Source organism: Iamia sp. SCSIO 61187 (assembly GCF_019443745.1).
Taxonomy (GTDB): domain Bacteria; phylum Actinomycetota; class Acidimicrobiia; order Acidimicrobiales; family Iamiaceae; genus Iamia.
The window spans coordinates 3,347,487-3,368,484 of record NZ_CP050948.1; the positions used below are offsets into that span (position 1 = coordinate 3,347,487).

The following is a 20,998-nucleotide window of genomic DNA, read 5'->3' on the forward strand; positions in this document are numbered from 1 at the left end:
CCGAGGCGATCCGTGCAGCAGCGATCAGGCCAGCCAGCGGGAGAGGGCGTCGACGGTGAGGAGAGGGTCGGCGACGCCGTCGGCCTCGACCCGGATGCGGATCGTGGTCTGGACCCCGCCCCGGGCCTCGTCGGCGGCGGTGATCTCGCCCACGGCCCGGACCCGGGTCCCGGGGGCGACGGGCGCCTCGGCGAAGCGGACCTCTCCGGTCCCGACGTTGAGCCCGGCGCTCACCCCGGTCACCTCGACCATCTCGGGCATGAACAGGTTCGTCATCGACAGCAGCAGCCACGGCGGGGGCGCCCCGGGGCAGGCGGCGGCGAAGGCGTCCAGCCGGTCCCGGGTGATCTCCACCCACGCGGTCGGGCCCAGGGCGGTGCCGGCCGCGGCCCGCACCGCGTCGAGGCCGTCGAGCACCACGGTCGACCCGCTCACGGGTGCTGGCTCGACACGGCCACGACCTCACCGGTCATGTACGACGAGTAGCCGCTGGCGAGGAACACGATGACGTTGGCCACCTCCCACGGCTCGGCGGCCCGGCCCATGGCCTCGCGCTGGGTGAGCTCGGCCAGCAGGTCGTCGCTCGTCACCTTGGCGAGGAACGGGTGCATGGCCAGGCTGGGCGCCACCGCGTTGACCCGGACCCCGAAGGCGGCGGCCTCGACGGCGGCGCAGCGGGTCAGGGCCATGACCCCGGCCTTGGCCGCGGCGTAGTGGGCCTGGCCCTCCTGGGCCCGCCACCCCAGGACCGAGGCGTTGTTGACGATCACGCCGCCCCGCCCCCGGTCGCGCTGGTGCCGGAGGACGGCGCGGGTCACCCGGAAGGTCCCGGTGAGGGTCACGTCGAGGACCACCGACCACTGCTCGTCGGTCATGTCGACCAGGTTGGCGGTCCCACCCAGGCCGGCGTTGTTGACCAGGACGTCGATCCCGTCCAGCTCGGCCGCGGCCGCGGCGACGAGGGCATCGACCTCGTCCTGCACGGTCACGTTGCACAGCGCCGTCGCCGGCCGGGTCCCCGTCTCGGCCTCGAGCCGGTCGGCCGTCTCCCCCAGCCGCCGCTCGTGGAGGTCGGAGATCAGCACGCGAGCCCCCTCCTCCAGGGCGCGGCGGGCCACGGCGGACCCGATCCCGGTGCCGGCGGCGGCGGTGACGACGACCCCCTTGTCCGCGAGCAACCCATGAGCAGGCTCGTAGGGGGGAGCTGAGGTCAGGTCGGTCACGGGTCCTCCTGGCGGGGTTCGCGGGGCAGCCCGAGCCCGCGCTCGCCGATGATGGTGCGCTGGATCTGGTTCGAGCCGCCGTAGATCGTGTCCGAGCGGGTGAAGAGGAACAGCCGCTGGGCGTCGGTCAGCTCGTCGCCGGCCGGCGAGGCGCCAGCCGAGTGGCCAGACGGCTCGGCACCCGCGCGCTCGGCGGCCGCGGGGTCGCCGACGAGGCCCCAGGCCCCGGCGGCGTCCACGGCCAGCTCGCCGAGGGCCCGGTGCCAGGACGCCCAGTAGAGCTTGGTGATGAGGGCCTCGCGGGGCGTGTCGGCCGAGGTCGACAGGACCCGGAGGGTGTTCCACCGCATGATCTCGAGCCCGGCGTGGAGCCGCACGACCCGCTGCCGCACGACGGGATCGTCGAGCCGGCCCGACGACCGCAGCCCCTGGACCACGGCGTCGAGCTCGTTGCGGAAGGCCAGCTGCTGGCCGAGGGTCGACGCCCCCCGCTCGAAGGCGAGCAGGCCCATGGCCACCCCCCAGCCCTGGTCGACGCCGCCGATGAGGTCGGCGTCGGTGGCCCGGGCGCCGTCGAAGAACACCTCGTTGAACTCCGCCGTGCCCGTGACCTGGCGGATGGGCCGGATCTCGATGCCGGGCTGGTCCATGGGCACCATGAAGAAGGAGATCCCCCGGTGCTTGGGGGCCTGCCGGTCGGTGCGGGCGAGCACGAAGCACCACTGGGCCCACTGGGCGAGCGAGGTCCAGACCTTCTGCCCGTGGAGGACCCAGCCGTCGCCGTCGCGCTCGGCCCGGGTCGAGATGTTGGCCAGGTCGCTGCCGGCGTCGGGCTCGGAGTAGCCCTGGCACCACAGCTCGGTGCCGGCCCTGATCCCCGGGAGGAAGCGGGCCCGCTGCTCGTCGGTGCCGAAGTGGATGACGGTCGGGCCGACCAGGCCCTCGCCGATGTGCCCGAGCCGCCCCGGGCCCTGGGCCCGGGCGTACTCCTCGTACCAGATCACCTGCTGGTGGAGGCTCAGGTCCCGGCCGCCGTCGGCCGCCGGCCAGCCCACGCCGACCCAGCCGTGGGCGCCGAGGTGCTGCTCCCACGCCAGGCGTTCGTCGAACAGCGAGTGCTCGTCGCCCGGCCCGCCGCGGCCCCGGACCACGGCGAACTCACCGTCCAGCGCCTCGGTCAGCCAGGCTCGGGCCTCGGCCCGGAAGGCCTCGTCGTCGGCGCTGAAGTGCAGGTCCATGACGGCGGCGAGCGTATCTGACGCCCCGTCAGGTACCGGAACCGTCGTTCGGGTCACGGGCCGATCGGCCGGCCCGGCTCGTCCGGGGGCGAGCCGCCCGTGAGCAGGTCGGGCGCCGGGCTGGCACGCTGAGGCCATGCGCTACGCGGAGTCCGTGATCGACCTCATCGGGGGGACGCCACTGGTGCGGCTGCGGAAGGTGGTGCCGTCCGCCGGCCCCACCGTCCTGGCCAAGGTGGAGTACCTGAACCCCGGTGGATCGGTGAAGGACCGCATCGCCGTCCGGATGATCGACGCCGCCGAGGCCGACGGGTCGCTCCAGCCCGGCGGCACCATCGTCGAACCGACGAGCGGCAACACCGGTGTCGGCCTGGCCATCGTGGCCCAGCAGCGGGGCTACCGCTGCACGTTCGTCTGCCCCGACAAGGTGTCGGGCGACAAGATCGACGTGCTGCGCGCCTACGGCGCCGAGGTGGTGGTCTGTCCCACCGCGGTCGCCCCCGAGCACCCCGACTCCTACTACTCGGTGTCGGACCGGCTCGTCCGGGAGATCCCCCTGGCGTGGAAGCCCGACCAGTACTCGAACCCCAACAACCCGGCCTCGCACACCGCGACCACCGGGCCCGAGATCTGGGCCGACACCGAGGGTCGGGTGACCCACTTCGTGACCGGCATCGGGACGGGCGGCACCATCACCGGCACCGGCCGCTACCTCAAGGAGGTGAGCGATGGGCGGGTGCAGGTCATCGGCGCCGACCCCGAGGGCTCGGTGTACTCCGGGGGCAGCGGCCGGCCCTACCTCGTGGAGGGGGTGGGCGAGGACTTCTGGCCCTCCGCCTACGACCCGAGCGTGCCCGACCGCGTCATCGCCGTCAGCGACCGCGACAGCTTCACCATGACCCGGCGCCTCGCCCGCGAGGAGGGCCTCCTGGTCGGGGGGTCGTGCGGCATGGCCGTGGTGGCCGCGGCCCGGGTGGCGGCGGAGGCCGACGACGACGCCGTGGTGGTGGTGCTGCTGCCCGACGGCGGTCGGGGCTACCTGTCGAAGATCTTCGACGACGGGTGGATGGCCGACTACGGCTTCCTCGACACGAGCCACGGGGAGCCGACCGTCGGCGAGGTGTTCCGGAGCAAGGTCGGGGACCGGCCCGAGCTGGTGCACGTCCACCCGCACGAGACCGTCGGCTCGGCCATCGCCTACCTGCGCGAGTTCAGCGTGTCGCAGATGCCGGTGGTGCGGGCCGAGCCGCCGGTGAAGGCGGCCGAGGTGGCGGGCACGATCGACGAGAAGGATCTGCTCGACCTGCTGGTGAGCGGGGCCGCCACCGTCGACGACAGCATCGAGGACCACATGTCGCCGGTGCTGCCGCTGATCGGCTCGGGCGAGCCCCTCTCGGCGCTGCTCGAGGAGCTGCACAAGGCCGACGCCGTCCTCGTCGTCACCGACGGCACGCCCCGCGGGATCCTCTCCCGCCAGGACGTCCTCGGCTTCATGGCCACCAGCCGATGAGCGAGCGCAGCGAGCGACCAGGCGGCATGAGCGAGCGCAGCGAGCGACCAGGCGGCATGAGCGAGCGCAACGAGCGACCCGAGAGCATGGGCACGAGCGGCGACTGGTCGTTCGAGACCCTCGCCATCCACGCCGGCCAGGAGCCCGACCCCACCACCGGAGCCGTCGCCGTCCCCATCCACCAGACCTCGACCTACGCCCAGGACGGGGTGGGCGGGCTGCGGGGTGGCTACGAGTACTCGCGGTCGGCCAACCCCACCCGCACGGCCCTCGAGACCTGCCTCGCCGCCCTCGAGCGCGGGGCCGTCGGGCTGGCCTTCGCCTCCGGCCTCGCCGCCGAGGACACGCTGCTGCGGACGGTGTGCGCACCCGGCGACCACGTGGTGGTGCCCAGCGACGCCTACGGGGGGACCTACCGCCTGTTCGCCCAGGTGCTCGAGCGGTGGGGCGTCCAACACACCTCGGTCGACCTCACGGACCTCGACTCCGTGGCCGCCGCGTGCCGCTCCGACAAGGGCCCGACCCGCGTGGTGTGGTGCGAGACGCCGACCAACCCGCTGCTCGGCCTGGCCGATATCGCCGCCCTGGCCGAGGTCGCCCACGAGGCCGGGGCGCTCCTGGTCGTCGACAACACCTTCGCCTCGCCGTACCTCCAGCAGCCCCTCGTCCTCGGCGCCGACGTGGCCGCCCACTCGACCACCAAGTACCTCGGCGGCCACTCCGACGTCGTGGGCGGGGCCCTCGTCGCGGCCGACGCCGAGCTGGGCGAGCGGCTGCGCTACCACCAGAACGCCCTCGGCTCGGTGCCCGGGCCCTTCGACTCGTGGCTCGTCCTGCGGGGGGCCAAGACGCTCGCCGTGCGCATGGACCGGCACTGCGACAACGCCGCCGCCGTCGCCGCCTGGTTGGCCGAGCGCGCCGACGTCGCCGCGGTCCTCTACCCCGGCCTCGCCGACCACCCCGGTCACGAGGTGGCCGCCCGCCAGATGCGCCGGCCCGGTGGCATGGTGAGCGTGCGCCTGGCGGGCGGCGAGGAGGCCGCCCTGCGGATGTGCGAGCGGGCCCGGGTCTTCACCCTCGCCGAGTCGCTGGGCGGGGTCGAGAGCCTGATCGAGCACCCGGCCCGCATGACCCACGCGTCGGTGGCGGGCACCGCCCTCGAGGTGCCGGCGGACCTGGTGCGCCTGTCGGTGGGCATCGAGGCGGTCGACGACCTCCTCGCCGACCTGGACCAGGCCCTGGGCTAGCGACGGGGCACCACGTCGGTGCACACGGCGGGCGGCCCGTCGAGGCCGCGGAGGTTGCGCCAGCCGTCGGTGACGTTGACCAGGACGCAGACCCGGACGCGGGGCGCGACGCGCACGTCGCCCTCGTTCGCCACCTCGGCGTCGTCAGAACGCCGTTCGGGCCACGGCGTCACCGTCGCCCGACCGGTGACGGTGCCCCCCGGGGCGACCTCGATCGTGAAGCGTCCGCCGTGGACCTCGGCGTTCACCAGCGAGGGGGACGGGTCCTGGGCCGGGGGCCCCGGCGGCGGCGGCGGAGGGCGAGGTGGACGGGTGGTGCCGTCGTAGACCTCCGGGGGCGATCCCGCCGAGGTCGGTTCCGTCCGGCGGGCGGCGCCGACCGTGAGGACGATGCCTCCGCCCGGCGCCCACGCCCTGAGGGCGGGGACGTCCCACGCGCCCTCGCGTGCCGGCACGCTGACCCGCACCCCGGGGCGGGTCTCGTTGGTCAGCTCGAGGGCGATCCACACCGGGTCGCCGGGGCGGACGTGGACCACGGCGGACAGCTTCAGCCCCGGCACGGCGGGCGGGGGGAGCGGCGGCAGGTCCCAGCGAGGACGGTGCACGGCCCCAGCCACACCGACCGTCGCCAGCGCCACCAGCACGACGGTCAGGGGCATCCACGCCGGGTGCGACCGGCGCTCGGGCACCAGCAGCTCAGTAGGCATCGCGGCGCGGTACGCCCAGCTCGTCGCGGAGCGTGTTCTCATCCAGCCCGGTCCCGCGTCCCTCCTCGCCCGCCGGCACGTCGGGCGTGGTCGGGTCGTGGTCGTGGTCGACCGGGAGCCCGACGGTCACCCGCTCGGTGTTGAGGACCCATCCGTCGCCGGCGTCGACCTCGCCGTCGTCGTCCAGGTCGAGCTCGTCGTCGGACAGGTCACCGTCGCCGTCGTCGTCGAGCACCTCGAGCAGCTCGCCGTGGTCGACCTGCCCGTCCCGGTCCCGGTCGAGGACGACGAGGCGGCCGTCGACCGTCACCTCGGTGGGGATCTGCTCGGCGTCCTCGCCCAGGTAGGCGCCGTCGACCTCGATGCCGTGGGCGTCGTCGTAGGCGTGGACCAGCTCGTGGTGGAGGGCGACGAGCGGGGAGTACGAGAGGACGCGGCCCGGGTCGGCACCGAACCCGGCCTCGTCGTCACCCAGGCGGTAGAGCACCAGGTCGATGTCGCCGTCGAAGGCGTCGGTGGGCATGCCGGCGTCGATCGCCGGGTCGGGGTGGTGCGACGCCACCGTGACGGCGACCCCCCGCAGCCCCTCGAGGAGGCGGGCCCCGGCGACCGTCGAGGCCAGGGTGACGAGGTCGGACAGGATGCGCTGGTAGACGGGGCCCGACGGGGGCTCGACGGTGATGTCGGCCAGCAGCGTGAGGTCGACGGGAGCCTCCCGGACCTCGTCGGTGCGTCCCGCGTCGGCGACCACGTCACCGGGTTCGACGTGGAGGTCGTCGGCGCCGGCGCCGCCGTGCACGTGGTCGGCGCCGGGGCCGGCGTACACCACGTCGGCGCCCAGGCCACCGTCGACCACGTCGTCGTCCATGCCGCCGGAGAGGACGTCGGCGCCGGCGCCGCCGCGGAGGGTGTCGGCGCCGAAGCCGCCGTCGACGTGGTCGCGCCCGTCCCCACCGGCCAGGAGGTCGTCGCCGTCCTCGCCGTGGAGGAGGTCGTCACCGCCACCACCCTCGACCCAGTCGTCGCCGCCGTGACCGTCGACCACGTCGTCTCCCTCGCCGCCGTGGGCCCGGTCGTCGCCGGCGCCGCCCTCGATGCGGTCGTCGCCCTCGCCGCCGAGGAGCCGGTCGTCGCCGGCGCCGCCCCGGACGGTGTCGTTGCCCCGGCCGCCGCGGATCACGGCGGCACCCCGGTGACCACGAGCAGGTCGTCGCCGGCCCCGCCGTCGACCGCGAACCCGTCGCCGGTGGGGGGCGTCACGAACGGCACGTCGCCGACGGTGTCGTTCCCCGTCCCGGTCCGCACCAGCACCTCTCCGCTGGTGCCGGTGAAGCGGTAGCTGCGACCGTTGACGACGACCACCAGCCCGTCGGGGCCGTCGAGGACCCACACCCGGTCGTCGCCGGAGCCGGTGTCGACGACGAGCCGGCCGTCCCGCACCAGGGCCTCGACCTCCGGAGGGGCCCAGCGACCCGGCCCCACGGCCAGCACGCTGTCGTCGAGGGTGAGGGTGCCGCCGGACCCGCCGTCGGCGGCGGCGAAGGCCCGGCTGACCCCGTCGAGCCAGGTCGCCAGCCGCTCCCAGCGACGGCCCAGGAAGGTGAGGTCGAGATCGACCTCGGGGACGTCGGCCAGGAACGTCGAGCGCCCCGCCGAGGCCCGGAAGGCGTCGAGCGCGGCGCGCAGCTCGCCCGCCGCCGCCGCCAGCCGCCCGGTGCCCTCCCCGGCCGCGTCCACGTACCCGTCCAGGTGGCTCGGATCCGCGGACGTCGTCGGCATCGCCGGCGTTCGTTCCCCGCCAGCGACTGCCGGAAACACACGATGTCTGAGTGCATCTCAAGACCTTCCGTGCATCTCCAGGGGCGGGATGGGGTACGAGACCGCCATGGACCCCGCCGGACCGCGACCCCCCGACATCGCCTTCGACCACGCCGCTGCCCAGGCGGCGATCCTCGCCCTCGACCGGGCCCAGGCCGTCGCCGCCGACACCTCGTCGGCCCGGGCGACGGCCGCCCGCCGGGCGAGCGCCGAGTTCCGGGGCGCCTACGCCGACGACTTCACCGCCGCCGACACCGACCTCGGCGCCGCCACCCTCGATGCCGTCATCGCCCTCACCTCCCTCCGCCAGGCGATCGCCGGCGCCATGGCGGCGGCGCGGACCGCCCAGGACACCCGCGCCGCCGAGCAGCGGTCCTGGGACGCCGCCCACCGCCCCGGCCTCCCCCGCCGCGTCGCCTGAGTCAGGGTCGGGGCCACCGGATCCCGACGTAGCGATCGATCTCAGCCGAGTCGGTGACGGCCCGGGTCGCGTTGCCGAGGCGCACGAAGAGGGTTCGCACGCCCTTCACGTCCTGGAAGACCGGGAACCCGGCGGGCTCGACGTGGACCCGCGCCACGTCGCGGTCGTCGACCTGGTGGAGGGCCACGGAGACCAGGCTCGTCGCCGCCTCGCCGAAGGCGCTGATGAGGAGCTGGGTGAGGTGCAGCTGGAACACGTCGGTATCCGAGTGGTCGGGCCGGTCGAACGTGGCGTAGTCGTGCTGGAGCCCGACCACCTCGCCGTGGTCGTCGACGCCGATGAGCAGGACGCCTCCGTGGGGACTGTTGAGGAAGGCGCCGACGGTCTTGATCGACGCCTGCTCGAGCGCCCGGTTCTTGGCGTGGGCCTTCAGGTCCCACCGGAGCGTCGACTTCAGCTCGAGCGTCTCCGACTCGTCCCGGCCAAGCAGCTGCGAGATGGGGGCCGACGAGTCGTGCAGGACGCGTGCCCGCTTCTGGAGCCACGGCCGGAGCTGCGCCTTAGCCGCGTCAGCCAGATCTGGCTCATCGAGCAGCCGGATGAGGAGGGCTTCGTTTCCCTTCATGTGGTCGGCCACGAACTCCGACCACCGGTCCTCCACCACCGATGCGAACTGCCCCTCGTCGTTGGCGACGGCCTGGGCCTGGAGCAAGGGATCCTCGACCATCCTCGCTCCCAGGCCTTCCACCAACAGCCGGTCGGCCTCGGAGATCTGGCCGCCGAACGCCTCGTTGAACCGGGCGATGACCGCCGACAGGGGCTCGAAGCCCGGGAGGTAGCGCGACCCGCCGCCGTCCTCGGGGAAGGCGACCAGGGGCTCGGCGTCGCCGGTGAGCTCGATCTCCTCTCGACCCTTCTCGGCCACGCGGAGGTGGGTGAGGGCGACATCGAGGTCGAGCGCCACTCCGGCGCGGGCCGGGAGGCGAAGGGCGAGCAGCCGGCAGTAGCGGTAGCGCTTCTCCAGATCGGTGTTGGCCAGGGGCACGATCTGGGTGACGAACGTGTAGAGCGACACGAACCGGTCGAGGGCGGCGCGGAAGGCCTCCTGGTCGTCGTCGTCGAGGTCGCGGAACCGGGCGAGCGCCGGGTCGAGGTGCGCGTAGAGCGCCTCGTGGGCGCCACTGCGGGCGCGGTCGACCGGCGGGAGGCGGTACCAGGCCGCGGCCAGGGCGTCGACGTCCACGTCGCGGATCACGTCGTAGCGGTCCAGGTCGACGCGGGCGTCGAAGAGGGCGTTCGGGTCGGTCGGGAGGGCGCTCGACGCGTCGTAGAACGGCTCGAACGCCCGCTTGATGGCCTCGGCGTCGTTGACGAAGTCGAGGACGAAGGTGCTGTCCTTCCCAGCCGTCGTCCGGTTGAGGCGGGAGAGCGTCTGCACCGCATTGACGCCCTTCAGCGGCTTGTCGACGAACATGGTGTGGAGGAGAGGCTGGTCGAAGCCGGTCTGGAACTTCTCGGCGACGACCAGGATCTGGTGCTCGTCGGTGGCGAAGCGGCGGGCCGTCTCGCTCTCGGGGAAGCCGTTGAGCCCGGCCTCGCTGACCGTCGACGCCGTGTCGGGGTCGTCCAGCGTGCCGCTGAAGGCGACGAGCGTGGACACGTCGGTGATGCCGTGGGAGGCGACGTAGGCCCGGATGGCTCGGTACATGTGGAGGGCGTGGGGTCGCGTTCGGCAGACGACCATGGCCTTGGCCCGCCCGCCGATCATCGGCGCGGTGTGCTGCCGGAAGTGCTCGACCACGATGCGGGCCTTCTGGGCGGACACCTCGTCGTGCAGCGAGACGTAGGCGGCGATCTTGGCGGCCGCCTTCTTCTTGTCGACCTCGGGGTCTCCCAGGCCTGCGTTCTCGATCCGGTAGTAGGTGGCGTAGGTCGTGTAGCTGCGTAGGACGTCGAGGATGAAGCCCTCCTCGATGGCCTGGCGCATCGAGTACACGTGCGTGGCGCGGCGGATCGAGGTGCCCTCGGGGGACGAGCCGAACATCTCCAACGTGCGAGCCTTGGGCGTCGCGGTGAAGGCGAAGAGCGAGAGGTTCGCCTGCGGGCCGCGCGCCGCGACCGCGGCGGCGAGGGCGGCGGCCACCTGGTCCTGCCCGTCGGGGGGCTCGTCGGCCTCGGCCTCGACCTCGGCCACCGGGGTCGCGGAACCACCGGTCAGGACAGCCGTCATCGCGGTGGCGCTGTCGCCGCCCTGGGAGGAGTGGGCCTCGTCGATCAGCACGGCGAAGCGGCGCCCGGTCAGGTCGCCGACCTTGTCGACGACGAAGGGGAACTTCTGGAGGGTGGTGACGACGATCTTGGCCTCAGCCCCGCTGAGCGCCTCGGCCAGCTGGTTGGAGTCGGTGTCGATGCGGGCCACGACGCCGTGAGTGCGCTCGAACTGGTAGATCGTGTCCTGGAGCTGGCGGTCGAGCACCGTGCGATCGGTGATCACGACGACCTTGTCGAAGATCTTGTCGTCGTCGCCGTCGTGGAGGTTGGCCAGGCGATGGGCAAGCCAGGCGATGGTGTTCGACTTGCCCGAGCCAGCCGAGTGCTGGACGAGGTAGCGATGACCCGCACCGTGCTCGCGGGCGTGGGCGGTGAGCGCCCGCACCGCGTGCCACTGGTGGAACCGGGGGAAGATCACCTTGCCGTCGCGCCGGGCGGCTCGCCCCTTGCGGCCCGGCTCGGACTGGGCCTCGTGGACGAAGCGGGCGAGGAGGTCGAGCCACGGATCCCTTCGCCACACCTCCTGCCAGAGGTAGGCGGTGGCGTAGCCGTCCCGGCTCGGGTTGCCCGCTCCCCCCGGCTCCCCGGGCCCGGCCGAGCCCTGGTTGAACGGGAGGAAGACGGTTTGGCGGCCGGCGAGGCGCGTCGCCATCTTCACCTGGTCGGGGTCCACGGCGAAGTGGACGACGCAGCGGCGCAGGACGACGTCGGTGCCGTCGCGCTCGCCGTACTGGCGGATGGCGTGATCGATGCTCTGGCCGGTGAGCGGGTTCTTGAGCTCGGCGGTGGCGACGGGCAGCCCGTTCACGAACAGCGTCAGGTCGACCGACTGGCCGGGGTGGCTCGGCAGGTGGAGCTGGCGGACGACCGTCAGCCGGTTGGCTGCGTATAGCTCGTCGAGGGTCGGGTTCAGCCCTGACGAGGGGCGCATGTACGCCAGGCGGATCTGGACGCCGAGATCCTCGACCCCGTGCCGCAGGACCTCGAGGGTGCCGCGCTCGTCGAGCTGGGCCGCCAGTCGGGCCAGGAAGCGGCGCTGCGCCTCGTCGGCCCCGCCGTGCAGCCCGATCAGCCGGTTCCACTCGGGGATCTGGGTCTGCCCGATGAACTCGAACAGCGTCGCCGTGTCGATGCCGAGGACCGGGTCGACGTACGAGGCGGCGCCCGACTGGTACCCGCCGTGGTCGACCAGCCAGGCCTCGATGGCCTCCTCGAACGCCTCCTCCGAGTGCATCCCTGGCATCGCCGCTCCCCTGCTCGCCGAACGGCCGATGCTAGGCGTGAGCTAGGAGCAGCGGCAGCCGCCGTTGACGTTGATGGCGACGCCGCATGAGGCGCAGGTCGTGGTGGGCGCCTTCCCGGCAACCCAGAGCGGCTTGGCGAACGACTCCGGCGCCGGGCGGCTCATGCGCGGTTTCACCGCCGGGGTTCTGGGGCTCGCCCTCTTTGCTACGGGCCGGGTCGACGGAGCGTTCGAGGCTCGCACCTGATGCGCGTAGGCCTCCTGCACCCGCTTCACCTGGGCGACATCCCACCCGAGGTTCTGGGCGAGGTGCCCTCGGGACCCCTTCCCGCGGACGACCATGAGGACTTGCTCGGTGCTCATGCCGAGCCGCCGGGCAGTGTTGGCCGCTCTCGCCTGCACCCGCCCGGTCACGACCCCTTCAGGCTGCTGTCCGCTGACGCCGCTTGGACCCTCCGGCTGCAGCGAAGCGATGGGTGAGCGAGGAGGTCGGCCCGGCTTCGCCGGAGCGGCCGTTGGCGCACTGCCAGCGATCCGTTGGAGGTCGTGCTTCGACATCGACGCCACATGGTTGAGGCTGGGGACGACGGGCACGACTATTCCGCCGGGTCGCTTCCTGGCCGCTCGGTTGCGCTTCCGCCTCGCCAGCTCGTCGCGAGCCTGCGTCGCGGTCACCGGCGGCGGGGTGCGCTTCCTCTTGGCCTTTCCCTTCGCGGAGGTGGGGCTGATCGGTGGACGGCCACCGGCCGGGTCGAAGTCGACCGTCAGCCCTTCGTCCATCATCGAGGCGGGGTCGGCGAAGGGCCGCGAGATCAGCTCGTGGCGAGTCTCCCATCGCGGCGGCGGGATGTAGCCGTCGTCCCGGTCGTACGGGTGCGGGGCGGTGAGCATGTACTCGCCCAGGTCATGGCCGTGGTCGACCATCTCACCCCAGCCGCCGTCCCACCCGACGTCCTTCTCTTCCCCCACTGCGTCCTCCCCAGGTCGCGTCGTCAGTGGGTTCGTCGGCAGTCAACGAGACGAGATGAGCTCTTTGATGCGCCGACGAGCGAGGGCGTGGAGGGGGTCGGTCTCGACGGGCCGACGGTGGGGGCGGGCGGGGGTGATGCGACATCGTCGGCCGGCGGCGTCGGGTGGACGCTCGACCCGGACCTGACCGTCGGGGGTGAGGATCAGGGTGAACCCGCCCTCGTGCACCTTGTGGTGGTGGTAGCGGCACAGCGGGACCAGGTTGCCCATGTCGGTCCGGCCGCGATCGTTCGACGGATCGGGGTCGTACTCGGTGACGTGGTGGGCCTCGGTCCAGTCGGTGGGGGCCTCGCAGCCGGGGAAGGCGCAGTGCCTCGCGTGGCGGAACCGGAGTGCTCGGCGTTGGGCCCGGTTGGCGAGCCTGATGTCCTTGCCGGCGTCGAGGACCTCGCCGTCGGCGGCGATGACCAGCCGGTGCACGTCGGCCCCGCAGAGGAGGCGGTGGAGGGAGGCGGGGGCGAGCGGGGTGCCGTCGATGAGCTCGCAGATGCGGGTGCGGAGGTCCTCGTCGTCGTCGATGGGAAGGCCTTGGAGGGTTCGCTCGTCGCAGATGACCTCGACCGACGGGCGGGGGGCGCCGTGCTTGGTGCCGGGGCGGCCCTTGCGGGCGAAGATCTGGACCACGGCGTACCCTCGCCGCTCGGCCGGGCTCATCCCGTCGACGGCGGAGAAGGTGCCGACCCGGAACAGCTCGTCGACCTCGGCGTCGATGGCGGAGCGGACGATGGTGCCGTCCTCGGCGCAGAGCTCGGCATCGAGGACCCACCGGCCCTCGAAGGTCTGCGACATGTCGACCCGGGCCCGGGGCGCCTCGCCGGGCTCGGGTCCGTCGGGATCGATCCAGCCGATGTGGAGCCGGGCCTGTTGCTGCCAGGCCCGCAGGAACCGGCCGGCGCCGTCGACGCGCAGGCGGGCGACCTCGGAGACCAGGTAGGCCTCGTGCTCGGCGAACACCTCGGCCAGCTCCGGGGTGCACACGTCGACAAGGTGGACGACCTTGGCCCGGCCCAGGCGCCCGGACCGGAAGGCAGCCTCCACGACCGGCATCGACTGCAGCGCCTGAGACATGGTCACGTCGGACGCTCGGTCACGTCGGGCTCGTAGGTGACCGGCACGTCGGGCAGGGGGACGTTCTCGGCGTCGCGCAGGTCGGGGTCGGGCTGCACCACGCCCCTCGCTCCCGTCACCATGGGGGCGTCGGGGTCACGCACGGCGAGGGCGTCGAGCAGCGCCTTCTCCAGCGGCTTGCCCTTGGCGCCGGCGACAGCGAGGAGATCGGCCACCACCGGCGCCACCTCGGCCAGGGACGACCACGCCGAGCCCACCCGCTCCGTGACGGCGGCGAGGAGGGCGCCCCGGGCGTCGTCGTCGAGCTTGGCCACGGGCTTGGCCGCCTCGACGGCTGCCGCGGTCTCGGGCGTGACCTCCCAGCGGAGGCGGAGCGGGCGCTCGACGGTGATGCGCTGGAAGCCGAACGCCGTGTTCGGGAAGACCTTCACCCGCTCGTCGTCGCGCAGCTCGTCGTGGGCGCCGTCGGCGTAGAGCCGGGTGATCTCGGCGATCTGCTCGTCGCTCACCTGCTTGCGCTTGTCGCCCAGGCTCTTGCGCATCTTGACCCACTTGTCGCGGGCGTCGACGAGCATGACCTTGCCCCGGCGAGCGGGCGCCTTCCGGTTGGTGACGACCCAGAAGTAGGTCGAGATGCCGGTGTTGTAGAAGAGCTGGTCCGGCAGGGCGACCACCGCCTCGAGCCAGTCGTGCTCGATGATCCAGCGGCGGATCTCGGACTCCCCCGAGCCGGCGGCGCCGGTGAACAGCGGGCTGCCGTTGAAGACGATCGCCAGCCGGCTGCCGCCGTCGGCGACGGGCTTCATCTTGGCGATCATGTGCTGGAGGAACATCAGCGAGCCGTCGTTGATGCGGGGCAGGCCCGCCCCGAACCGGCCGTCGAAGCCGAGCGTCTCGTGCTCGTCGCGCACCGCCTTCTCGACCTTCTTCCACTCCACCCCGAACGGGGGGTTGGCGAGCATGTAGTGGAAGGTCTCGCCGGCGAGGTGGTCCTCGCTGAAGCTGTTGCCGAGGTGGATGTTGGCGGCGTTCTCGCCCTTCAGCAGCATGTCGCTGCGGCAGGTGGCGTAGGACTCGGGGTTGAGCTCCTGGCCGAAGGTCCGCAGCGTCGCCTTCTCGTTGGCGTCGTGCAACCAGTCGGTGGCGACGGTGAGCATGCCGCCCGTGCCGCACGCCGGGTCGTAGAGGTCGCGGACCACCGCCCCCTGGCTCGACAGCGCCTCGGCGTCCTCGCTGAAGAGGAGGGCGACCATCAGGCGGATCACCTCGCGCGGCGTGAAGTGCTCGCCCGCTGTCTCGTTCGACTGCTCCGAGAAGCGGCGGATCAGCTCCTCGTACACGTAGCCCATCTCCTCGTTGGAGACGGCGTCGGGATGGAGGTCGACCGAGGCGAAGCGCGACAGCACCTGGTAGAGCAGCCCGGCCTTGGCCAGCCGCTCGACCTGGGCGGGGAACCCGAAGTGGTCGAAGGTCTCGGTGACGGTCGGCGAGAACGACCGGATGTACTGCTGGAGGTTCAGCTCCAGGTCGTCCGGGGCGTCGAGCAGCCGGTGGATCGTGAAGCGGCTGTGGTTCCACACGCCCCTCACGCCGGTGATGGCGGACAGCTTGGCGTCGAGCGACGCGTCTCCGCCGGTGTGGGCCTCGTAGGTGTCGTGGACCCGGTCCTTGGTCGGGGCGAGGACGCAGTCGAGCCGCCGAAGGGTGACCAGCGGGAGGACGACCCGCCCGTACTCCGACTGCTTGTAGTCACCCCGCAGGAGGTCGGCCACCGACCACACGAAGGCGACCTTCTCGCTGAACCGCTCCACTCGTCTCCTCCGCCCAGCCGTGCGCCGGCCTCGCAGGCTAGGACACCCGCCGACACCCCTAGCCTGCCGCCATGGGGATCCGGGACAGGGCCATGGCGGCGACGGTGCTCAAGGCCATCGACCGGGCGGTCGAGACCCGGTGGGATGCGGCCCTGAGCCGGGCGGCGGCGGCGACCGGAGACCGAGACGAGCGGGTCGCCCGGGTGACCGACTCCCTCAGCACCGAGCTGGCCGCGGTCGGCGCGGCCACGGGAGGGGTCGCCGCCCTGCCCGGGGTCGGCACGATCGCCTCGCTGGCCGCATCGACCGCCGACGTGGCGTGGACCACGACCCGGGCCTGCGACATCGTGATGGCGATCGGCGCCGTGCACGGCCACACCGACGCCCCGGCCGTGGTGCGCAAGGCATGGGTCGTCGCCGTGCTCGGCTACGGCGCCGAAGCGGCGCCCGAGCTGGCGCGGATCCTCGGCTCGCAGGAGGCGGCCGCCCAAGACCGGGCCCGAGGGAGGCTCTCGGGCGGGTCCCTCGCCGCCCTGAACCAGGGCTTCGGGCGGGCGCTCATCAGCAAGTGGGCTCTGCGGAGGCTGGCCGCCAGCGTGGGCAAGGCGCTCCCCTTCGGGATCGGCGCCGTGTTCGGCGGCGTGGCCAACCGGGCCAGCGCCCGCGCCATCGCCCGCCATGCCGATGGCCTCTTCCGCCAGGTCGGGGACCCGGCCCCCGCCGCCCCGCCCACCTCCGAGCCCACCCCGCAGCCGTAGCCTCGACGCCGTGAGCGACCTCCCCGCATCCAGCGAGGGTCACGGCAAGGGGTGGCGCGACCGCCTCACGCCCGACGAGATCACCCGCACCGTCATCGACGCCGTCCACACCGGCGCCGAGTCCCGGTGGGAGCCGGCCCAGCGGCGGGCCGCGGCGCTGTTCGGCGTGACCCACGAGCAGAAGCTCATCGCCGTCCGCAAGCACTTCCAGAAGGAGGTGGTCGGGCTGGGCACCGCGACCGGTGCGGTGGCTGCCCTGCCCGGGGCGGGCACGGCCACGGCGCTCGCCACCGGCGTGGCCGACATCGGGTGGGTCACGGTGCGCAACGCCGACCTGATCCTCACCGTGGCCGCCATCCACGGCCACACCGAGGCCGAGGTCGAGGAGCGCACGGCGTGGATCCTCGCGGTCCTCGTCTTCGGCGACGACGCCGCCGCCAGCTTCGACCAGCTGGCCCGGGAGCTGGGCAAGAAGGCCGCCTCGGTCGCCACCTCGGCGACGATGAAGAAGATGAACAAGGCCATGGCCAAGAAGGTGTTCAAGAGCTACGGCACCAAGAAGGGCGCGCTGGCGCTGGGCAAGGCCCTGCCGTTCGGGGTGGGGGCCGTCTTCGGGGCCACGTCCAGCTACCGCGGCCTGAAGGCGCTGATCCGCGACGCCGACCTCTTCTTCCGCCAGATCCCCCGCGCCGACGCCACCCCGACGCTGGCGACGACGGTCGACCTGGCCAAGGGCGACGACGAAGCCTGACCAGCGGGGCCGCCGACGCGCCGGTACGGTCGCCGGCCATGACCATCGAGCTGGTTCCCCTCTGCGACGTCGACATCACCCTCTCGGACCAGGTGCTGGTGGGCGAGGGCCCGTCGGGGCTCCGGGTGGTCGCCGAGGTCGGCGGCATCGTCGTCGAGGGCGACCGCCTCCGGGGCGGGGGCAGAGGCACGTCCGGCGCCGACTGGGTGACGATCGTGGGCGGGATCGCCACCGTCGACGTCCGCTTCACGATCGAGACCCACGACGGGGCCGTCGTCTACGTCACCTACACCGGACGCAGCGACTTCCGCGAGGGGCCGGGTGCCCACCCGATCTACGCCGCCCCGAAGTTCGAGACGGGCGACGAGCGCTACGCCTGGCTCAACCTGGTCCAAGCGGTGTCCAAGGGCACCCTCGACGGGGACCACGTCCGCTACGAGATCGCCGAGGTCCGCTGATGGCGCCGATCAGCATGTCCTGCTCCCGCACCTACCCGGTCCCCCTCGAGGACGCCTTCCGCGGCGGCTTCACGACCCCGCTCACCGAGGTGTTCGACCGTCGCTACGGGCCGATCCCGCCCATCGTCGAGGTCGACCAGGGTGACGACTGGGGCACGCCGGGCGCGACCCGGACCATCACGACGTCGGACGGCGGGACGATGGAGGAGCGCCTCCTGACCGTCGACGCGCCCCACTCGTTCTCCTACGAGCTCACCGTGGCCGGCGGGCCGCTCAAGCCCCTCATCGCCCGGATCGAGGGGACCTGGCGGTTCGAGACCGTCGGCACCGGCTCGCGCATCACGTGGGCCTGGGTCCTGCACCCGACCTCGGGGGCGGCGGCCGTCCCCCTGCGCGCCTTCCCCCGGATCTGGCGGGGCTACGCCCGTCGTGCCCTCGACCGCATCGAGGAGCTGATCCTCGCCTCCTGAGCGAACGGGCGAGCGGGAGGTGCCGGGCATATGGTCCTCGCCATGGTCGACGCCCCCACCGCCCGGCACCTGTACCAGAGGCTCGAGCCGCTGCACGGCTTCATCTACTTCTCCTCGGAGGCGGCCGAGGAGTACGCCACCCTCGGGCTCACCGGCCAGGACGGCTACTTCGCCTCCCGCGCCGCCGCGATGGGGGCGGTCGGTCCCGAGGTGGTCATCGCCACCTTCTTCAACTTCCAGCCCCACCTGGTGCGCAACGCCCTCCCGGCGGCGTGGGACATCACCACGCCGGCCGAGGTCCTGGCCGCCCGGCTCCGGGGGGCGGACGCCACCCTGCGCCGGGTCATCGGCGAGGCCGAGGGCGTGTCGATCGACGACGCCGAGCTGGCCGAGGCCGCCGCCCTGGCCCGCACCGCGGCCGAGGCCTGCCGCCACGAGGGGCGGCCCCTCTACGCCGCCCACGCCGCCCTGCCCTGGCCGGTGGAGCCGCACCTCCAGCTGTTCCACGCCGTCACCCTCCTGCGCGAGCACCGGGGCGACGGCCACGTCGCCGCCCTGACCCTGGAGAACCTCGACAACGGCGACGTCCTGGTCACCCATGCCGCCAGCGACGACTTCGGCCTCCCCGACTGGATCCTCCAGCGCACCCGCGGCTTCTCCGACGAGGAGTGGGCCGCGGCCAAGGACCGGGTGCGGGCCCGTGGCCTCATCGACGACGAGGACCGCCTCACCGCCGAGGGCAAGGAGCTGCGCCAGCGCATCGAGGACCGCACCGACGCCGCCGCCCTCCCGCCGTGGCAGGCGCTGGGCGACGAGGGCTGCGCCCGGCTCCTCGAGGTCGCCCGCCCCTACGGCCGAGCCGTGCTCAAGAGCGGCATCTTCGGCGGCCCCCCGGGGTGAGCCCCGAGGTCCTCGTCGGACGGACGGCCGAGATCGACGACGCCCTGCTGCGCCAGACGCGAACCCTGATGGACCGGGCCTTCGATGACTTCACCGACCATGACTGGGTCCACGGCCTGGGCGGCCACCACGTGCTCGTCGTCGAGGAGGGCATGGTCGTCGCCCACGCAGCGGTCGTCCGCCGCACCCTGTGGGTCGGCGACGACGCCGTCGCAGCCGGATACGTCGAGTCGGTGGCGACCGACCCCGACGTCCAGGGGCGCGGGCACGGCTCGACCGCCATGGCGCGGATCGACGAGCTGGTCCGGCGGCACCACGAGCTCGGCGCCCTGGCGACGAGCCGGCACGGGTTCTACGAGCGGCTCGGCTGGGAGCGGTGGCGGGGCCTGACCTTCGTGCGAGGAGCCGACGGCACGGCCCATCGCACCGCCGCCGAGGACGGCGCCATCATGGTGCTCCGCAGCGAGGCGAGCGCCGACATGGATCTGACCGTGGCGCTCACCTGCGAGGAGCGCCCGGGCGACGATTGGTGAGCGCTACCAGTCTGTCGGGCGGTAGTCCTTGAGGAACCGGCCCCAGACGTGGGTGCCGGTGTTGTGGCCGTCGATCACCGGGTCGACGATCCGGGCGGCGCCGTCGACGATGTCGAGCGGTGGGTGGAAGCCGTGCTCGGCCCGCTTGCGCGCCGCCACGTCGGCCGGGTCCTCGTCGCTCACCCAGCCGGTGTCGACGCTGTTCATGTGGATGCCGTCACCCAGGTAGTCGGCGGCCGAGGTCCGGGTCATCATGTTCAAGGCGGCCTTGGCCATGTTGGTGTGCGGGTGACGGGTGGTCTTGAAGCGGCGGTAGAACTGGCCCTCCACCGCGCTCACGTTGACGATGTGCTTCTCGGCTCCCGGCGTCGCCGCCATCAGCGGCCGGAGCCGGGCGTTGAGCACGAACGGGGCGACGGCGTTGACGAGCTGGGTCTCGAGCAGCTCGACCGTCGACACCTCGTGGAGCAGCAGCCGCCAGGAGTTCCGGTCGCGGAGGTCGACCTGCTGGAGGTCCTGGTCGAGGTGGCCCTCGGGGAACAGGCGGCTGTCGTCCTCGCGGTCCTCGGGCAGCAGGATGGCCTGCGAGAGCTCGGCCGCCGCCAGGCCCAGCGCCGGCTCGGGGGCGGCGTCCACGATGTCGACGCCCCGCACGCCGTCGTGCCCGCCGAGCAGGGCCCGGGCCTCGGCCGGCATGTCGAGCGCTGACGCCTGCTCGCGCTCCATCATGTGGCGGTAGAAGGCAGGCGGCCGCCGCACCGTCTGGCAGGCGTTGTTGACGATCACGTCGAGCCGGTCGTGGGTGGAGACCAGGTGGCGGCACAGCTCCTCGACGCTCGGGGTGTGGCGCAGGTCGAGCCCGATGATCTCGAGCCGGTCCGCCCAGTCGGACGCATCGGCCTCGCCCGCGTAGCGGAGGGCGGCGTCGCGGGGGAACCGGGTGGTCACCACGAGCGTGGCCCCGGCGCGCAGGAGCTTGATCCCGGCCTGGTAGCCGATCTTGACCCGCCCCCCGGTGAGCAGGGCGACCCGGCCCCGGAGGTCGGCCGTCTCGGTCCGCTTGGCGAAGTTGAACGCCGCGCACGGCGGGCACAGCTGGTCGTAGAAGTGGTGGACTTCGGTGTAGCGCTGCTTGCACACGTAGCAGTGGTGCCGCTCGTCGGTGTCGGTCCGATCCCGGTCGGCGACGTGCTCGTCCTCGCCCGCCGCGACCAGGTCGGCGTCGAGCCCCTCGGGCGGGAAGACGTTGGGGGTGGTGAACACGGGCTTGGCCCGCAGCGACCGGATCCCGGTGCGGTCGAGCTCCTCGGCGTCGCGCCGCAGCTTGTCGGCCTTCTCCTGCCGGCGCCGGGCCTTGATCCGCTGCCGGCGCTGGTCGACGTCGGGCGAGAAGACGTCGCCGGCGGCGGCGAGGAGGCGCCGCCGCTCGTCGTCGTCGAGCAGCCCGAGCGGCTCCCGGTCCGCGACCAGGGCCTCGAGCACCGCCAGGGCGTCGCGGAGCCGGGCCGCGTCGATGGCGTCGGGGGCGGGCGTCACCGATCC

The 20,998-nt window shown here is 73.1% G+C and carries 20 protein-coding genes; 9 read left to right on the forward strand and 11 right to left on the reverse strand.

Going from position 1 to position 20,998, the window contains the following annotated elements; genetic code table 11:
• Nucleotides 1–24: 24 nt before the first annotated feature.
• From HC251_RS15935 to HC251_RS15945, 3 genes are read right to left on the reverse strand one after another with little or no spacing between them, the layout of a single operon-like run.
• Nucleotides 25–435 (reverse strand): hypothetical protein, encoded by a 411-nt coding sequence (locus HC251_RS15935; protein WP_219941580.1) that lies wholly within the window; start codon nt 433–435, stop codon nt 25–27.
• Nucleotides 432–1,223, reverse strand: coding sequence for an SDR family oxidoreductase (locus HC251_RS15940; protein ID WP_219941581.1), 792 nt, complete (start codon nt 1,221–1,223; stop codon nt 432–434). The genes HC251_RS15935 and HC251_RS15940 overlap by 4 nt, the downstream gene beginning before the upstream one ends.
• Nucleotides 1,220–2,461: an acyl-CoA dehydrogenase family protein gene (locus HC251_RS15945; protein ID WP_219941582.1), complete on the reverse strand. Its 1,242-nt coding sequence runs from the start codon at nt 2,459–2,461 to the stop codon at nt 1,220–1,222. Before HC251_RS15945 ends, HC251_RS15940 begins: the two co-directional genes overlap by 4 nt.
• 136 nt (nt 2,462–2,597) lie before the next feature.
• Between HC251_RS15945 and HC251_RS15950 the strand changes: the two genes are divergently transcribed.
• Nucleotides 2,598–3,971 carry a cystathionine beta-synthase gene (locus HC251_RS15950; protein WP_219941583.1) on the forward strand — a complete coding sequence of 458 codons (1,374 nt, stop codon included), beginning with the start codon at nt 2,598–2,600 and terminating at the stop codon, nt 3,969–3,971.
• Between the two features lie 86 nt (nt 3,972–4,057).
• Complete coding sequence (locus HC251_RS15955) at nt 4,058–5,218, forward strand: cystathionine gamma-synthase (RefSeq protein ID WP_219945731.1); 1,161 nt, start codon at nt 4,058–4,060, stop codon at nt 5,216–5,218.
• Here the strand turns inward: HC251_RS15955 and HC251_RS15960 are convergent.
• The 3 genes from HC251_RS15960 to HC251_RS15970 are packed head-to-tail and all read right to left on the reverse strand — an operon-like array spanning nt 5,215 to nt 7,662.
• The gene (locus HC251_RS15960) at nt 5,215–5,925 is read right to left on the reverse strand and encodes a hypothetical protein (RefSeq protein WP_219941584.1); all 711 of its coding nucleotides are present in this window, start codon (nt 5,923–5,925) and stop codon (nt 5,215–5,217) included. The two genes, HC251_RS15955 and HC251_RS15960, sit on opposite strands and share 4 nt — an antisense overlap.
• On the reverse strand, nt 5,915–7,105 hold the full coding sequence (locus tag HC251_RS15965) for a M91 family zinc metallopeptidase (RefSeq protein ID WP_219941585.1): 1,191 nt from the start codon (nt 7,103–7,105) through the stop codon (nt 5,915–5,917). The genes HC251_RS15960 and HC251_RS15965 overlap by 11 nt, the downstream gene beginning before the upstream one ends.
• A complete protein-coding gene (locus HC251_RS15970; RefSeq protein WP_219941586.1) occupies nt 7,102–7,662 on the reverse strand; it encodes a hypothetical protein in 561 nt (186 codons plus the stop codon). Before HC251_RS15970 ends, HC251_RS15965 begins: the two co-directional genes overlap by 4 nt.
• A 148-nt stretch (nt 7,663–7,810) precedes the next feature.
• Here HC251_RS15970 and HC251_RS15975 point away from each other — a divergent pair, with 148 nt between their 5' ends.
• On the forward strand, nt 7,811–8,164 hold the full coding sequence (locus tag HC251_RS15975) for a hypothetical protein (protein WP_219941587.1): 354 nt from the start codon (nt 7,811–7,813) through the stop codon (nt 8,162–8,164).
• A gap of 1 nt (nt 8,165) precedes the next feature.
• Here HC251_RS15975 and HC251_RS15980 read toward each other — a convergent pair whose 3' ends face one another.
• The 4 genes from HC251_RS15980 to HC251_RS15995 are packed head-to-tail and all read right to left on the reverse strand — an operon-like array spanning nt 8,166 to nt 15,586.
• A complete protein-coding gene (locus tag HC251_RS15980) occupies nt 8,166–11,678 on the reverse strand; it encodes a DEAD/DEAH box helicase family protein (protein ID WP_219941588.1) in 3,513 nt (1,170 codons plus the stop codon).
• 42 nt (nt 11,679–11,720) lie between these two features.
• Nucleotides 11,721–12,647 carry a hypothetical protein gene (locus HC251_RS15985; RefSeq protein ID WP_219941589.1) on the reverse strand — a complete coding sequence of 309 codons (927 nt, stop codon included), beginning with the start codon at nt 12,645–12,647 and terminating at the stop codon, nt 11,721–11,723.
• A gap of 42 nt (nt 12,648–12,689) precedes the next feature.
• The gene (locus tag HC251_RS15990; protein ID WP_219941590.1) at nt 12,690–13,781 is read right to left on the reverse strand and encodes an HNH endonuclease signature motif containing protein; all 1,092 of its coding nucleotides are present in this window, start codon (nt 13,779–13,781) and stop codon (nt 12,690–12,692) included.
• Complete coding sequence (locus HC251_RS15995) at nt 13,778–15,586, reverse strand: class I SAM-dependent DNA methyltransferase (protein ID WP_219941591.1); 1,809 nt, start codon at nt 15,584–15,586, stop codon at nt 13,778–13,780. The genes HC251_RS15990 and HC251_RS15995 overlap by 4 nt, the downstream gene beginning before the upstream one ends.
• A gap of 71 nt (nt 15,587–15,657) precedes the next feature.
• Here HC251_RS15995 and HC251_RS16000 point away from each other — a divergent pair, with 71 nt between their 5' ends.
• The 6 genes from HC251_RS16000 to HC251_RS16025 are packed head-to-tail and all read left to right on the forward strand — an operon-like array spanning nt 15,658 to nt 19,456.
• The gene (locus tag HC251_RS16000; protein WP_219941592.1) at nt 15,658–16,344 is read left to right on the forward strand and encodes a hypothetical protein; all 687 of its coding nucleotides are present in this window, start codon (nt 15,658–15,660) and stop codon (nt 16,342–16,344) included.
• A gap of 10 nt (nt 16,345–16,354) precedes the next feature.
• A complete protein-coding gene (locus tag HC251_RS16005) occupies nt 16,355–17,095 on the forward strand; it encodes an EcsC family protein (RefSeq protein WP_219941593.1) in 741 nt (246 codons plus the stop codon).
• 38 nt (nt 17,096–17,133) lie between these two features.
• The gene (locus HC251_RS16010; protein ID WP_219941594.1) at nt 17,134–17,553 is read left to right on the forward strand and encodes a DUF3237 family protein; all 420 of its coding nucleotides are present in this window, start codon (nt 17,134–17,136) and stop codon (nt 17,551–17,553) included.
• A complete protein-coding gene (locus tag HC251_RS16015) occupies nt 17,553–18,023 on the forward strand; it encodes an SRPBCC family protein (protein ID WP_219941595.1) in 471 nt (156 codons plus the stop codon). Before HC251_RS16010 ends, HC251_RS16015 begins: the two co-directional genes overlap by 1 nt.
• 42 nt (nt 18,024–18,065) lie before the next feature.
• A complete protein-coding gene (locus tag HC251_RS16020; protein ID WP_219941596.1) occupies nt 18,066–18,923 on the forward strand; it encodes a hypothetical protein in 858 nt (285 codons plus the stop codon).
• Nucleotides 18,920–19,456: a GNAT family N-acetyltransferase gene (locus HC251_RS16025; RefSeq protein WP_219941597.1), complete on the forward strand. Its 537-nt coding sequence runs from the start codon at nt 18,920–18,922 to the stop codon at nt 19,454–19,456. The genes HC251_RS16020 and HC251_RS16025 overlap by 4 nt, the downstream gene beginning before the upstream one ends.
• A gap of 3 nt (nt 19,457–19,459) precedes the next feature.
• Here HC251_RS16025 and HC251_RS16030 read toward each other — a convergent pair whose 3' ends face one another.
• Nucleotides 19,460–20,992: an SDR family NAD(P)-dependent oxidoreductase gene (locus HC251_RS16030; protein WP_219941598.1), complete on the reverse strand. Its 1,533-nt coding sequence runs from the start codon at nt 20,990–20,992 to the stop codon at nt 19,460–19,462.
• Between the last annotated feature and the right edge of the window lie 6 nt (nt 20,993–20,998).